This window comes from Rhodococcus sp. B7740 (assembly GCF_000954115.1).
GTDB lineage: Bacteria > Actinomycetota > Actinomycetes > Mycobacteriales > Mycobacteriaceae > Rhodococcoides.
Genome location: NZ_CP010797.1, coordinates 1,736,536 through 1,751,182 on the forward strand (window position 1 = coordinate 1,736,536; position 14,647 = coordinate 1,751,182).

The 14,647-nt window shown below is 65.5% G+C and carries 11 protein-coding genes; all 11 read right to left on the reverse strand.

The window, feature by feature from the left end; translation table 11 throughout:
* Positions 1–3: 3 nt before the first annotated feature.
* The 11 genes from NY08_RS08010 to NY08_RS08055 all read right to left on the reverse strand — a co-directional run bounded on the left by NY08_RS08010 (position 4) and on the right by NY08_RS08055 (position 14,601).
* Complete coding sequence (locus NY08_RS08010; RefSeq protein ID WP_045199978.1) at positions 4–1,449, reverse strand: WS/DGAT/MGAT family O-acyltransferase; 1,446 nt, start codon at positions 1,447–1,449, stop codon at positions 4–6.
* 415 nt (positions 1,450–1,864) lie between these two features.
* A complete protein-coding gene (locus NY08_RS26035) occupies positions 1,865–2,011 on the reverse strand; it encodes a hypothetical protein (RefSeq protein ID WP_158462516.1) in 147 nt (48 codons plus the stop codon).
* 238 nt (positions 2,012–2,249) lie between these two features.
* A complete protein-coding gene (gene secA, locus NY08_RS08015) occupies positions 2,250–5,156 on the reverse strand; it encodes a preprotein translocase subunit SecA (protein WP_045195769.1) in 2,907 nt (968 codons plus the stop codon).
* 306 nt (positions 5,157–5,462) lie between these two features.
* Entirely contained in the window at positions 5,463–6,131 is a 669-nt protein-coding gene (hpf, locus tag NY08_RS08020) for a ribosome hibernation-promoting factor, HPF/YfiA family (RefSeq protein ID WP_032397665.1), read from the reverse strand.
* A 201-nt stretch (positions 6,132–6,332) separates the two neighbouring features.
* Positions 6,333–7,016 carry a ComF family protein gene (locus NY08_RS08025; RefSeq protein ID WP_045195771.1) on the reverse strand — a complete coding sequence of 228 codons (684 nt, stop codon included), beginning with the start codon at positions 7,014–7,016 and terminating at the stop codon, positions 6,333–6,335.
* 46 nt (positions 7,017–7,062) lie between these two features.
* Positions 7,063–8,805, reverse strand: a complete 1,743-nt coding sequence (lpqB, locus tag NY08_RS08030) for an MtrAB system accessory lipoprotein LpqB (protein ID WP_045199980.1) — start codon at positions 8,803–8,805, stop codon at positions 7,063–7,065.
* Positions 8,806–8,840: 35 nt separating this feature from the next.
* Positions 8,841–10,526: an MtrAB system histidine kinase MtrB gene (mtrB, locus tag NY08_RS08035; protein ID WP_045195773.1), complete on the reverse strand. Its 1,686-nt coding sequence runs from the start codon at positions 10,524–10,526 to the stop codon at positions 8,841–8,843.
* Positions 10,523–11,200 carry an MtrAB system response regulator MtrA gene (mtrA, locus tag NY08_RS08040; protein ID WP_027496508.1) on the reverse strand — a complete coding sequence of 226 codons (678 nt, stop codon included), beginning with the start codon at positions 11,198–11,200 and terminating at the stop codon, positions 10,523–10,525. Before mtrA ends, mtrB begins: the two co-directional genes overlap by 4 nt.
* Before the next feature lie 4 nt (positions 11,201–11,204).
* On the reverse strand, positions 11,205–11,870 hold the full coding sequence (locus tag NY08_RS08045) for a dTMP kinase (protein ID WP_045195774.1): 666 nt from the start codon (positions 11,868–11,870) through the stop codon (positions 11,205–11,207).
* Between the two features lie 21 nt (positions 11,871–11,891).
* On the reverse strand, positions 11,892–13,376 hold the full coding sequence (gene ahcY, locus NY08_RS08050) for an adenosylhomocysteinase (protein WP_032397661.1): 1,485 nt from the start codon (positions 13,374–13,376) through the stop codon (positions 11,892–11,894).
* A 121-nt stretch (positions 13,377–13,497) separates the two neighbouring features.
* Positions 13,498–14,601, reverse strand: a complete 1,104-nt coding sequence (locus NY08_RS08055; RefSeq protein WP_045199982.1) for an alkane 1-monooxygenase — start codon at positions 14,599–14,601, stop codon at positions 13,498–13,500.
* Positions 14,602–14,647 lie beyond the last annotated feature (46 nt).

Below are 14,647 nucleotides of genomic sequence, written 5' to 3' on the forward strand. Positions count from 1 at the left end.
ACCTCACACTCTCGATTCGTTGCTGGCATCGACCAACTCTTCCAATGCCTCGTGCAGAAGCGCCGTGACGACGTCCACGTCGGGCATGGCACCTCGATCGGCATTGAGCCCGAAGAACACGTAGCCGTCGTAGGACGTCAACCCGATGCTCATCGCCTGGTTCTCGAACAGCGGCGACACCGGATACATCTCGAGCATGCGCGCACCACCCACGTACAGCGGGAACTGGGGTCCTGGCGCGTTGGTGACGATCAGATTGAACACCCGCTGAGAGAGCCTGCTGCCCGCCCGCGCGCCCATCGCGTGCAGGCTCGCAGGCGCAAACCCGGAGATGCGCATCAGTGTCTGTGCGGTGACTCCGCGACTCTGCTTGGCATGCGCCTCGGTGGCGTGCGCAATGTGCGAGAGCCGCACCACAGCATTCGATTCACCGACGGGCAGGTCCACCAGAAACGACGAGACCTCGCTGCGATCGTCCTCGGCCGGCTCGACCGGCCGCTCGGCCGCATCTCCGAAACCGACCCGATCGGCCGAGACGTACACCGACATGGGCACCATGGCCCGCACCGTCGAGGAGGCCGTGACGGGCTCTCCCCGAGAGAGCAGCCAATTGCGCAGTGCCCCGGTCACGACAGCGAGCACCACGTCGTTGATCGAGCAGTCGAACCTGTTGTGGGTTCTCCGGTAGTCGGCGAGCTCGGTCTTGGCCACCGCGAATCTGCGGTTTCGCGAGATCGGGGCGTTCAGCGGACTCGACGGCGCGCTCTGGGTCGCGGTGCGCAGAACCGCCGCGACCTTCGCGGCGGCACGCACTGCCTCGCCCGCGACACCGGCAGCCCCGCGGACCGCACCGCGCAGAGCCTCGACGCTCTCCCCAGGACGTACCACCAACTCGGTCAGAGCATCGATGACCAACGCCGAGTCCTTGGGCTCGCGCGCAGGCATCCAGAGTTCCTCGGCCATCGGCGGCGGATTCTTGCTCGCATCCAGAATGACCTGACCGATGTCTAGCGCGTGCTCGCCGTCGACCAAGGCCGAGTGTGACTTGGTGAAGATCGCGAAGCGATTCTTCGACAGGCCCTCGACCAGATACATCTCCCACAGCGGCCGAGTGCGATCGAGTGGGCGCGAGGTCAGTCGCGCGATCAGATCGTGCAACTGATCGTCGGAACCAGGCTTCGGGAGCGCCGACCGGCGAATGTGGTACGTGATGTCGAAATCCGCGTCGTCGACCCACACCGGCCTGGCCAGACCGAAGGCGACCTCACGCACCTTCTGCCGATACCGGGGAACCAAGGCCAATCGTTGTTCGACCAACGACAGCAGTCGGTCGTAGCTGAATCCGCTGCGCGGAGTCCGAAAGATGGCGAGCGACCCGAGGTGCATGGGGCTGCTACTGGCCTCGAGAAAGTAGAACGACGCATCCTGCGCTGTCAGCCTGGTCGCCATCGCGTGTTCCAGTCCCCGTCCTCGCGTGAAGTACGCGCCGATTCCTGTGGCCGAGCGCGCAGTGTGCTCGAACATAGAGTACGTGGCGGGCCGATGTCGGTCTCGGGGTCGGTCGTGGACCGTATCGCGGGCCGATCCGGGGTACCGACGGGAACCGAACGCGCTCTCGGACCGTCAATGACGGTGTGAGCGTCATCGAATCGAACGACCCGCCGGACATCTCCGACACGTCGGCCCCCGGCACCCGGGTCCGCGCCGAGCATCATTGCTTTCTCTCCCGTGCCGCACCGTTCGAACCGCCGCTCTGCACCGGTGCCGTACACACGTGGGATCCGGCGTCGGCCACCGAACCGCCGCCGCCGGCTCTGCACCGACCTTCCGTGCGCAGCAACCGTTCTCGACCGCGCGTCGAGCCCTACGGCCGGCCACCGGTACCCGCCGATGCACGGTCGAGTGCCGACCGCGCCATGCGCATGATGATCGAGGTCATCGATCGACGACGCAGCGCAGACCAGCTGTCACCGTTGTTCACCGCCTCGATGGTCGACCTGGTTCGGACCATCGTGCGGAACCCCCCGCCCGGCAGACGACTCGGATTCGCTGCCGTGCGTCGAGTACACGTGGCGTACGATCGGATGTCTCCGCGGAGATCTTCGGCTCCTACACCCGCGGTCCACGCACGTTCGCCTTCGCGGGCCGAATCGAGCTGGCGATCGACCCGCGCCGCCCCGGGTGGACGGTCACCTCGCTACGAGTGGGGTGACGGTCTCCTCGCCCGGAGGCGACGCGACCGTCGTGCACTATCTCTTGCGCTTGGAGCGAGCTGCCTTCTTGGGTGCCTTGCTCTGAGTCCTCGCTGCTTCGCGACGCTCGCGGCGGGTGCCTTCGGCGGCGGACTCGCTGCCGGACGGGGACGGACCGGAACGGCGAACCGCAGTGCCACCGCCCTCGGCCGGACCGGAGAAGGTCAGTCTCTGCTCGTCCTGGTCGTCGAGACCCTTTGCCCGCAGAGCCGAGGGCACTGCGGGAGCGGTCGGTGCCGGAGCAGTGGGTGCCGGAGCCGTCGGTGCGGGTGCCGTCGGTGCCGGTGCTGCGGCGGGTGCCGGTGCCGGTCGGCCGGAGCCCACCGGCGAGGACAGTCCTGGAGCGACCGCGAGACCTGCCGAGGCCGCGGGCCCCGCCGGAGCCGGTGTCGCCTCGACCTGAAGGTTGAACAGGAAGCCGACCGACTCCTCCTTCAGGCCGTCGAGCATGCCCTGGAACATGTCGTAGCCCTCGCGCTGGTATTCGACCAGCGGGTCACGCTGCGCCATCGCACGCAGGCCGATGCCTTCCTTGAGGTAGTCCATCTCGTAGAGGTGCTCGCGCCACTTGCGATCGAGTACCGACAGCAGCACTCGACGCTCGAGTTCACGCATTCCGTTCTCGCCGGCGATTCCGTCGATCTCGGCCTCGCGGTTGGCGTAGGCCGATCGCGCGTCCTCGAGCAGCGCCTCACGCAATTCGTCGCGGCTCAGGTCGTCCTTCTCGCCGTCCTCGTTCTCGCCGACGAGCACCTTGTGGTCGATTCCCACCGGATAGAGAGTCTTCAGTGCGGTCCAGAGCTGCTCGAGATCCCAGTCCTCGACGTAGCCCTCGGCTGTCGCACCGTCGACGTAGGCGGTGATCACGTCGGTGATCATGCCCTCGACCTGGCCCTCCATGTCGGCACCTTCGAGGATCCGGCGACGCTCCTCGTAGATGACGGTGCGCTGCTGGTTCATCACCTCGTCGTACTTGAGAACGTTCTTGCGGATCTCGAAGTTCTGCTGCTCGACCTGCGTCTGAGCGCTCTTGATGGCCTTGGACACCATCTTGGCTTCGATCGGGACGTCGTCGGGCAGGTTGAGCCGGGTCATGATCGATTCGAGTGCACCACCGTTGAATCGACGCATCAGTTCGTCGCCGAGCGAAAGGTAGAAACGCGATTCACCCGGATCACCCTGACGACCGGAGCGGCCTCGAAGCTGGTTGTCGATCCGTCGCGAATCGTGTCGCTCGGTACCGAGGACGTACAGTCCACCGGCCTCGCGCACGGTATCGGCATCGGCCTTGACCTGCGCCTTGACCTCTTCGAGCGCAGGCTCCCACGCGGCCTCGTACTCTTCCGGGGTCTCGACCGGATCCAGACCCTGCTTCCTCAGTTTCAGGTCGGCGAGAATGTCCGGATTGCCACCGAGCACGACGTCGGTGCCGCGGCCGGCCATGTTGGTCGCGACGGTCACCGCGCCCTGCCTGCCCGCCTCGGCGATAATCGTCGCTTCCTGCTCGTGGAACTTCGCGTTCAACACGTTGTGCGCCACGCCGCGCTTGGTGAACTGCTTCGACAGGTACTCCGAGCGTTCGACGCTCGTGGTGCCGATGAGGACCGGCTGGCCCTTCTCGTGCCGCTCGACGACGTCGTCTACGACGGCGTCGAACTTCGCTTCTTCCGTCTTGTAGATCAGATCGCCGTTGTCCACGCGGACCATCGGACGGTTCGTCGGAATCGGAATGACGCCGAGACCGTAGATCTGGTGCAGTTCCGCGGCCTCGGTCTCGGCGGTACCCGTCATGCCCGAGAGCTTGTCGTAGAGACGGAAGTAGTTCTGCAGGGTGATGGTGGCCAGCGTCTGGTTCTCGGCCTTGATCTCCACCTTCTCCTTGGCTTCGATCGCCTGGTGCATGCCCTCGTTGTAGCGGCGTCCCACCAGGATGCGGCCGGTGAACTCGTCGACGATGATGACCTCACCGTCGCGGACGATGTAGTCCTTGTCCTTGGTGTAGAGCTCTTTGGCCTTGATCGCGTTGTTGAGGTAGTTCACCAGCGGGGAGTTGGCGGCCTCGTACAGGTTGTCGATACCGAGCTGATCCTCGACCAGTTCGACGCCCGCCTCGTGCACACCGATGGTCCGCTTGCGGATGTCGACCTCGTAGTGGGTGTCGACCTTGAGCATCGGCGCGATACGGGCGAATTCTCCGTACCACTTGCTCGACGCGTCGGCGGGTCCGGAGATGATCAGCGGCGTGCGGGCCTCGTCGATGAGGATCGAGTCGACCTCGTCGACGACGGCGAAGTTGTGGCCGCGCTGCACGAGGTCGTCGAGCGAGTGCGTCATGTTGTCGCGCAGGTAGTCGAAACCGAACTCGTTGTTGGTGCCGTAGGTGATGTCCGCGGCGTATGCGGCACGGCGTTCAACCGGGGTCATGCCGGAAAGGATCACGTCGACCGAGAGACCGAGGAAGCGGTGCACGCGGCCCATCCACTCCGAGTCGCGCTTGGCGAGGTAGTCGTTGACCGTCACCACGTGCACACCGTCGCCGGAGATGGCGTTGAGGTAAGCGGGCAGAACACAGGTCAGGGTCTTGCCCTCACCGGTCTTCATCTCGGCGATGTTGCCGAAGTGCAGGGCGGCACCACCCATGACCTGAACGTCGAAGTGTCGCTGCGACAGCACCCGCCAGGACGCCTCGCGGGCCACGGCGAAGGCCTCGGGCAGGAGCTGATCCAGGGTCTCGCCGGCGGAGTACCTCTCCTTGAACTCCGCGGTCTTGCCGCGCAGTTCGTCGTCGGAGAGGCTCTCGACGTCCGGAGACAGGGTCGAGACGTGGTCGGCGATGCTCTTGAGCCGCTTGACCATGCGACCTTCACCGACACGGAGCAGCTTGGAAAACGACAGCGACGGCACGGGCTTCTCGTCCTCGATCCTCGGTTCACGGGTACTGGTACGAACAACACTGCATACTGCACGAGCTCACGGGTTCGTCACCACGACTTCTGCGTGACGGGTAACCCGAACGCGTCCATGGTAGGCGGTGTCGCTGCGAACCCGGCAGCCCGACTGTCGGTCGTCGGAGATCGTCGATCGACCATTCGGACAACACCGACACAGCACTGCAGGCTCGACGTGGGGATCGAGTCTCCGGTGTCGAGCCTGCAGCGGTGAAAAGATTTCACGGACGGCGAACGAGTCGCGCCGTCCCGAGCGGTCCGGTCAGGTGAGTCTGATCAAGCCGTAATCGAAGGCGTGCCGTCGGTACACGACCGAGGGACGATCGGTTGCGCTGTCGTGGAACAGGAAGAAATCGTGACCGACGAGTTCCATTTCGTACAGTGCGTCGTCGACGCTCATCGGTGCAGCCGAGTGGATCTTGGTTCGCACGATGTGCCCGGGACCGCTCTGGTCGTCCTCGAACGAGTCGAGTTTGATCTCGGGATCGAGAGCCAGCGTGTCGTCCTCGGCGAGTTCGGCAGTGGCCTCGGCGACGGACACGGGTCTCTTCTCGCCGTAGTGGACCTTGCGACGGTCCTTGGTGCGCCGGAGTCTGCTCTCGAGTTTCGACGTCACCGCTTCGAGTGCGGCATAGAAACTGTCGGCACACGCTTCGGCTCGAACGACCGGGCCCTTGCCCTTCGCGGTGATCTCCACGCGTTGACATGCCTTGGCCTGGCGGCGATTTCGTTCGTGCTGCAGTTCGACGTCGAACAGGTAGATGGAGGGATCGAAGCGCTCGAGGCGAGCCAATTTCTCGGAGACGTATATCCGGAAATGATCCGGTATCTCGACGTTGCGGCCCTTGACCACAACGTCCGCATTGCTCTTGGCGGGTTCTTCCGAGGGCTTCTCGTCGAAGAAAACCGAGGCTTGTGAAGGGGTCGTCACGCGTACCTCCCGATATCGGCCACGCCCACTGTTGGACGTGGCAAGTGTGCATGCCGAATGGGGAACCTTCCGGCATCTCGAGTCCGGGGCATCACCTCACATCCGGTCCAGTTGGGGCGTGTCCGCGACGTTAGTCGGTCATCGACTCGTGTGCCACCGTTCACCCCGAATTGGTTGTCGGCGTGTCCCTCCACCTCACCGTCACGCACTGGCCACCACCAGCGCGCCGGCCACCGGGACCCCGAAATCGGTTAGTACTCTTGCCGATTCGGCCAAGGTCGCGCCGGTGGTGACCACGTCGTCGATGAGCAGAACGGTGAAGTCCGCCGACTCCGTCCCACGTGGGCCGGTTCGCGGACGAGTCACCCCGACGGCCTCGATCCGGCCCGCCACGTTGTGCTGCCGTTGCCCGGCCGACAGTCCGACCGAGTCGCGGACCGCGCCGCTCATGCGGAGCACCTCGGGAACGAGCACTCGCTCCGGTGCCAACTGTTCGGCAGCGATCCGAGCGCATCGCAGAACGGGATCACCCCCGCGAACGCGCGCCGCCCGAGCCCGAGAGGGCGCGCAGATCAGAACCAGCGAACCGAGCTCGGGAGGATCGATCTCACCTGCGTAGCGCAGATGTCCCACGGCCCCGGCGAGCGCTCGCCCGAAGGGCCGGGCCACCGACCGTCGACCTCGCTCCTTCAAGGCGATCACACCACTGCGACGCGGCCCGGTGTACGTACCGAGGGACCAGCACGGCACGCCGGGATCGACTCGTGGACGAACGGCGATGGGCGGGACGAACAGGGCCAGGGAACACACCGGGCACCAGTGCTCCCCCGGCACACCGCACCCGGCACACTCGAGAGGCAGAATCAGATCGAGGAGCGATCGCATGGACGGGGAGTCTGCCCGGGCCCACCGACAAACGTCTGCGGCGTGGTCAGCCGGGCAGAATCGGCACCGCTTCGACTCCGGTCAATCCGGTGACCTCGCGCCAGTACCGGTCGCCGACCGGATCGGTGTTGTTGAGCGCGAACACGGCCCGCGCGTCGGCCACGTACTCCGTTTCCGGTGAGGCGTCCACCGCCAACACCGGAGTGGTCAGGTTGCGTGAGGGCAGCGGATCCATCCGGGATCCGTCGACTGTCACCTCGACCACCGGTGTGTCGGTGGCGACCCGTGCGATCACGATCGTGTCGCCCGTACTCCAGTCCAGACTCGTGGCGTCACTACCGAGTCCGATGGCCACGGCCCTCGGCTCGGTCAGGGAGTACACGCCCGAGGGCTCGCGCACCACCGTCGCCACGTACACGACGCCGTCGACGATGAGCGCCGCTCGCACCCCGTCGCGGGCCAGTCGCAGTTCGGTGATCCGATTGCCGAGTGTCGTGACGGCGGTGGCCTCGACCGGGATCACCGACACCTGACCGGTGGATGGATCGCGGGCGGCCCGGATGACGTTGGTGCCGTCGATCACCGCCCACGCCGCGTTGTCGTCGGCTCCCCAGGTGGGACGCGTGATCGATTGCCCCTCGGCCACGGGGAACGCGCCACCGTCGTAGCTACCGACCATGAGCGTGCTCGACGGCGCAGGGGCGGGCCGTCCGGTGTCCGCGACACCTGCCACGAGGGTGCCGTCGTTCGACAGCGCCACCGAACGCAGGTTGCGGGCCTGCCCGAAGTACCCGGGAGCGGGAGTGGTCTGCGCCTCGTCGACGCGGAGCAATGTGCCGGAGGCCAGTGCGTGCAGCCCGATGCTCTCGTCGGTACCGCCCAGCGGATCGAACGCGTCGACGCCCGCGGTCGTCCACCCGTCGGGCTTGGTCGTGTCGATGGGTTGACCGTCGGCGAGCAACACGTACGGCCCTGCTACCTCCGCCGAGGCGAGAGTCCAGATCACTTGAGCGGCAAGCAGTTCGCGATCGCGGTCACCCTTGTTCTGCAGGCCACCGAAGTCGATCTTGATGCCGCCGAGTCCCACCCCCACCTGCGAGGTCTGGCCGTCCGCCTTGGTGATGGGCCCGCGAATACTCACATCGTCGGACAGTTCGTTGCTCACCGCGGCCGCCAGCGCCGACTTGGGGCCGTCGATGAGCAGCTGCACGAGCTGGTTGGCGAGCTGGTCCTGCGATCCGCTGGTCCACCGCACGTCGGGCACGAGTACGCCACCGAGCGGATCGACGAAGTAGAGCGATCGCTGCTGATAGGTGTTCAGAAATGCGGATCGATCGATGACGACGCCCGGCGGCAGTTTCGAGATCCGCCACTGACCGTCCACTCGGGCCATCTCGATCGCGGCGTCGACCGTGTCCGAGCCGGCCTGGTACTCGCCGCCGGAGGCCAGCATTCCCGCCGTCGTCGAGCGGATGGTGAACTGCGCGGTGTCCGCAGTTCGAGGACCGGACAGGGTGTCGATCCGGTCAGCCACGACCGTCCGTGCGCCGTCGTCCCACGTTCCCGACGCCTCCTCGGTGAGAAACTGCCGGGCGGCCTGGTGCCTGTTGGCCGAGACCGCGCTGGCCTCGAAGAAGTCGTCGAGCAGGCGATCGGGCTCGCGTCCCGGCTCGGGGGCCGGGGCGCTGGTCGGCACGGCACCGGCGGTCAAGGTGCCGATGGCCTGAGGGCTGGACGATTCGGGCAGGCTGGCGCAGCCGCCGACGAGGGCGACGACGAGCGCGCACATCGCCAGCACCCGGGTGCTGCGACGACACGAGAAGATCACGTCGCGGGCTCCGACGCGGATGTCTTGGGTGCGGTGATCGCGGGAATCGGTTGTCCTTGTGCGAATTTCCTGGTGCTGGGTTTGAGGGGCAGTGGGGATCCGATCACCTTGTGCCCGCGCACGAGCGGCAGGGTGAGTCGGAAACATGCGCCTTCGCCCACTGCTCCCCACGCTTCGAGCTTACCGTCGTGCAGGCGGGCGTCCTCGACGCTGATGGCCAGCCCCAGGCCGGTGCCGCCGGAACGTCGAACGCGGGAGGGATCCGAGCGCCAGAACCGGTTGAACACCAGCTTCTCTTCGCCCGGTCGCAGCCCGACTCCCTGATCTCGCACCACGAATGCTGCCGCGTCGGCGTCCGAGCGCAGCCGCAGCAGGACCGGTTTGCCCTCGCCGTGGTCGAGTGCGTTCGCCAGTAAATTGCGCAGAATCCGTTCCACCCGTCGGGGGTCGACCTCGGCGATCACTGCGGTCTCGGGCATGTCGATGATCACTTCGGTACCGGTCTCGCGCGCCAGGTGCCGCACGGTCGACACTGCCGCTCGGGCGCACATGCGCAGGTCGAGCTGTTCGGCGGCCAGTTCGGCGACGCCCGCGTCGTGGCGGCTGATCTCGAGCAGGTCGCCGAGCAGGGTCTCGAACCGATCGAGCTCGTTGACCAACAGCTCCGAGGATCTCTTGAGGGCAGGCTCGAGGTCGTCGCTGGCGTCGTGAATGAGGTCTGCGGCCATCCGAACCGTGGTCAGCGGGGTGCGTAGTTCGTGGCTGACGTCGGAGGTGAATCGGCGCTGGAGATTACCGAATTCCTCGAGCTGGGTGATCTGTTTGGACAGGCTCTCGGCCATCTCGTTGAACGACATCGCGAGTCTGGCCATGTCGTCCTCGCCGCGGACCGGCATGCGTTCCTTGAGCCTGCCGTCGGCGAACCGCACCGCGATCCTCGACGCCGAACGAATGGGCAGAACCACCTGCCGCGCGACGAGCATCGCGATCGCCGCGAGCAGAACCAGGAGCACCACCGCACCGATGAACAGCGTGCCGCGAACGAGCGAGAGCGTACGATCCTCGCTGGCCAGCGGAAAGATGAGGTAGAGCTGCAGGGCCGAGATGTCGGATCCGGTGGGCGATCCCATGATCAGCGCCGATCCGGAATACCCGCCGTCGCTGTCGGTCACCGTGGCGTACTGCGAACTGATCAGGCCCTTCTTGACGAAGTCGCGCAGGCTGTTCGGGATCTGATCGACCGGACCGACGGACGCCTCCGCTCGGGTGGCATCGCCCTCCACGATCAGGACCGGATCGAACGATCCCGCCGACCCGGTGGTCGACGCCGCGTCCAGATCCTGGTTGGTCAGTGCCGCCCTGGCCCGTTCGAGGCGTGTCGCGAGCCCGCTCGAATCGTCGGCTCCGGCGAGGTTGCCCTCGACGGTGGTCCGCGAACGGTCGAGCTCCTCGGTCGCGGCGGACAACTTGGCCTCGAGCAGTCGATCGGTGATCTGGCTGGTCAACACCACACCGAGGATGAGAATGACCACCAGGGACAGCGTGAGCGTCGACACGACGACGCGCAGCTGCAGAGACCGTCGCCAGGCATGGCCGAGCGACGTACTCAGCGAACGAAACCAACGCAGTACCGGTGAGAACTTGCCGTTGATCCGCCGCCGAGAATGGGAGAAACGGATCACGGCGGTCCGGCCTTGTAGCCGACCCCCCTCACGGTCAACACCACCTCGGGGTTCTCCGGGTCCTTCTCCACCTTGGCGCGCAAACGCTGCACGTGCACGTTCACCAGTCGGGTGTCGGCCGCGTGGCGGTAACCCCAGACCTGTTCGAGCAACACCTCTCGAGTGAACACCTGGCGAGGTTTGCGGGCAAGCGCCACGAGCAGGTCGAACTCGAGGGGCGTCAGAGAGACGAGTTCGTCGCCGCGACTGACCTTGTGGGCCGGCACGTCGATGACGATGTCTGCGATGGACAGCAGTTCGGCGGGTTCGTCCTCGGTCCGACGCAGGCGCGCACGCACCCGAGCGACCAGTTCCTTCGGCTTGAAGGGCTTCATGATGTAGTCGTCCGCACCGGACTCGAGACCCAGGACGACGTCGACGGTGTCGGTCTTGGCCGTCAGCATGACGATCGGCACGCCCGAATCGGCACGAAGGACGCGGCAGACGTCGATGCCGTTCATTCCGGGAAGCATCAGGTCGAGCAACACCAGGTCCGGCCGATTCTCACGTACGGCAGCCAGAGCTTGGGTGCCGTCGCCGACCACGAAGGGCTCGAATCCCTCACCGCGCAACACGATGGTGAGCATCTCCGCCAGAGCCGAATCGTCGTCCACAACCAGAATCCGAGGCTTCATGGTCCTATGGTGTCACTTTCCGAACCCCTGATGGCTGATTGAACATGTCGGCGGCGAGTCGATCGGGGTCGACGTCGGCGGTGACGACCCGCCACGGCGACACCCAGTGCGATGCAGCGAGGGTGCTGTACGCAGCCGAGGTTCGGCTCTGCAGTGAGCTGTCGCGCTCGTAGGAATCCCGGGTGCGAGCGGCGTCCGCACTCTCCCGGGCCGCAGCACGCTCGGCGGCCAGCGCCACCGGGACGTCGAGGAGAATCTGGACATCGGGAACGGGCACCGCGAATCGGTCGAACTCGAGCGACCTGATCCATTCGACGGCCTCGCCGTCGGCGGACTGCTCGAGCCGAGCGGCGGTGTAGGCGGCGTTGGATGCCACGTACCGATCGAGAAGAACGATGTCTTTGTCCGAGAGCAACTTTCGGATCTCGTCGCCCGCGTCCCGGCGATCGAGAGCGAACAACAGGGCCATCGCGTGCACACTGCCTGCGGTGTCGCCGTGTTCGCCGTGCAACGCCTCCGCAGCCAGATCGGCGTGGATCGATCGGTGGTACCGGGGAAACCCGATGCGCTCGACCGACAGGCCGTCACGTTCCCACGCCGAAACGAGCCGACGGGCGAGCGTGTTCTTGCCCGCTCCGTCGACTCCTTCGATGACGAACAGTTTTCCCACTACCGGACCTGGCCCCGTCGGTCAGTAGCGGTAGTGCTCGGGCTTGTACGGGCCCTCGACGTCGACGCCGATGTACTCGGCCTGCTCCTTGGTGAGCTTGGTGATCGAACCACCGAGCGCTTCGACGTGGATGCGGGCGACCTTCTCGTCGAGGTGCTTGGGCAGGCGGTAGACCTCGTTGTCGTACTCGTCCGGCTTGGTCCACAGTTCGATCTGAGCGATGACCTGGTTGGAGAAGCTGTTGCTCATGACGAACGACGGGTGTCCCGTGGCGTTGCCGAGATTGAGCAAGCGGCCCTCGGACAGGACGATGATCGAGTGCCCGTCCTTGAACTGGTACTCGTCGACCTGCGGCTTGATGTTGATCCGCGTGACATCGGGAGCCTTCTCCAGCCCGGCCATGTCGATCTCGTTGTCGAAGTGACCGATGTTGCCCAGGATCGCCTGGTGCTTCATCTTGCGCATGTGCTCGAACGTGATGATCGACAGGTTGCCCGTCGAGGTGATCACGATGTCGGCCTGCTCGATGAACTCCTCGACCGTGCGCACGTCGAAGCCGTCCATGAGCGCCTGCAGCGCGTTGATCGGATCGGCCTCGGTGACGGTGACCCGCGCACCCTGGCCCTTGAGCGCCTCGGCGCAGCCCTTGCCCACGTCACCGTAGCCGCAGACCAGCACGGCCTTGCCGCCGATCAGGACGTCGGTGCCGCGGTTGATGCCGTCGATCAGCGAATGCCGGGTGCCGTACTTGTTGTCGAACTTGCTCTTGGTGACGGAGTCGTTGACGTTGATGGCCGGGAACGTGAGCTCTCCGGCGGCCGCGAACTGGTAGAGCCGTAGCACTCCGGTCGTGGTCTCCTCGGTGACACCCTGAACGGACTCGGCAACCTCGGTCCACTTGGACTTCGATGCCTCGAGCGAGCGACGAAGCAGGCCGAGGAACACCTTGTACTCGTCCGAATCGTGATCGTCGTCGGTCGGCGGTACGACGCCTGCCTTCTCGAACTGCGCGCCGCGCAGTACCAGCATCGTGGCGTCGCCACCATCGTCGAGAATCATGTTGGCGGGCTGCTCGGGCCAGGTGAGCATCTGCTCGGCCGCCCACCAGTACTCTTCGAGGCTTTCACCCTTCCAGGCGAACACCGGGACGCCCTTGGGCTCCTCGACGGTGCCGTAGGGCCCGACGACGACGGCCGCTGCCGCGTGGTCCTGGGTGGAGAAGATGTTGCACGACGCCCACCGAACTTCGGCACCGAGTGCAACCAGGGTCTCGATCAGCACGGCTGTCTGCACGGTCATGTGCAGCGATCCCGAGACTCGCGCTCCCTTGAGCGGCTGCACGTCTGCGTATTCGCGGCGCAGCGCGATCAAGCCGGGCATCTCGTGCTCGGCGAGTCGAATTTCCTTGCGGCCGAATTCCGCGAGCGACAGGTCTGCGACCTTGAAGTCGATTCCACCGCGGCGATCCACGGTGAGTGCCGATCCTGACGTAACTGAGGTCGTCATCTTGCCTCTCCTGTTGACTGAGTATCTGTTCCCAGGCTATCGGGTCCGCGCGGCGGCACCACCGGCTGCCCGAGCGAGCAGGAGTGGAACCGGCGAATCGACCGACCGTCGAGAACCCGCTCTACCCGTTTCGTCCGGCTCGCGCCAGGATTCGAGCCCGTTTTCGGGGCAGGATGTTCGCGCGGGCGATATCTCCCTGGTAGTGCGCCGATACCCGCGGATCCATCACCCGACGCCACAGCGGCGGAATTGCGGCGAGGATCACCATCGACGCATAGCCGGCGGGCAACTGCGGGGCCTCGTCGCAGGAGAGCAGGGTCTGATATCGCTTGCCCGGATTGGCATGGTGGTCGCTGTGCCGCTGCAGGTGGTACAGAAATATGTTGGTGCAGATTCTGTCGCTGTTCCAGCTGTGGCGAGGCGAGCACCGAACGTATTTCCCGCGATCGTTCGTTTCGCGGAGCAGGGCGTAGTGCTCCACGTAGTTCACCATCTCGAGCAGGACGAATCCGACGACGGCCTGCACCAGAAGATACGGCGCGATGGACCAGCCGAACACGATCAGCAACGAACCGAACAGCACGACACTGAGCAGCCACGTGTGCAGCAGCGCGTTGGAAGGGCTGGCGACCGAGCGGCCCTTGCGCCGGAGTCGTTGCGCCTCGAGCTTCCAGGCGGAGGCAAGGCCGCGGATCGTGCTGCGCGGCACGAAGGTCCACACACTCTCGCCCAGTCGTGCGCTCGCGGGATCCTCCGGCGTCGCCACCCGGACGTGGTGACCGCGATTGTGTTCGACGAAGAAGTGTCCGTACAGCGTCTGGGACAGGGCGACCTTGGCCAACCAGCGCTCGTGCTGCTCGATGCGATGGCCCAGTTCGTGAGCGGCGTTGATACCCGTGCCTGCCACCAGGCCCACCGTGACCGCGAGGCCGATCTTGTCCACCACGCTCAGATCGCCGTAGGCCCACATCCAGCAGGCGACGAAAAGTCCGACGAACTGCACGGGCAGAAACAGATACGTACACCATCGGTAGTACCGATCGTTCTGCAATTTTTCGCTGGCCGACGCATCCGGATTGTGTCCGTCCTCGCCCGCGATCAGATCGATCACCGGAATGATCACGAAGAACACCAGCACGCCGCTCCACCAGAAGAGCGGCATGCCCGTCCAGTAGACCAACTGCGACGGCAGTAGCGCCGACGCCGGGGCCAACAGCCCCAGCATCCACAGATAACGTTTGTTGTCCTGCCAGCGAACCGACCGTTCACTG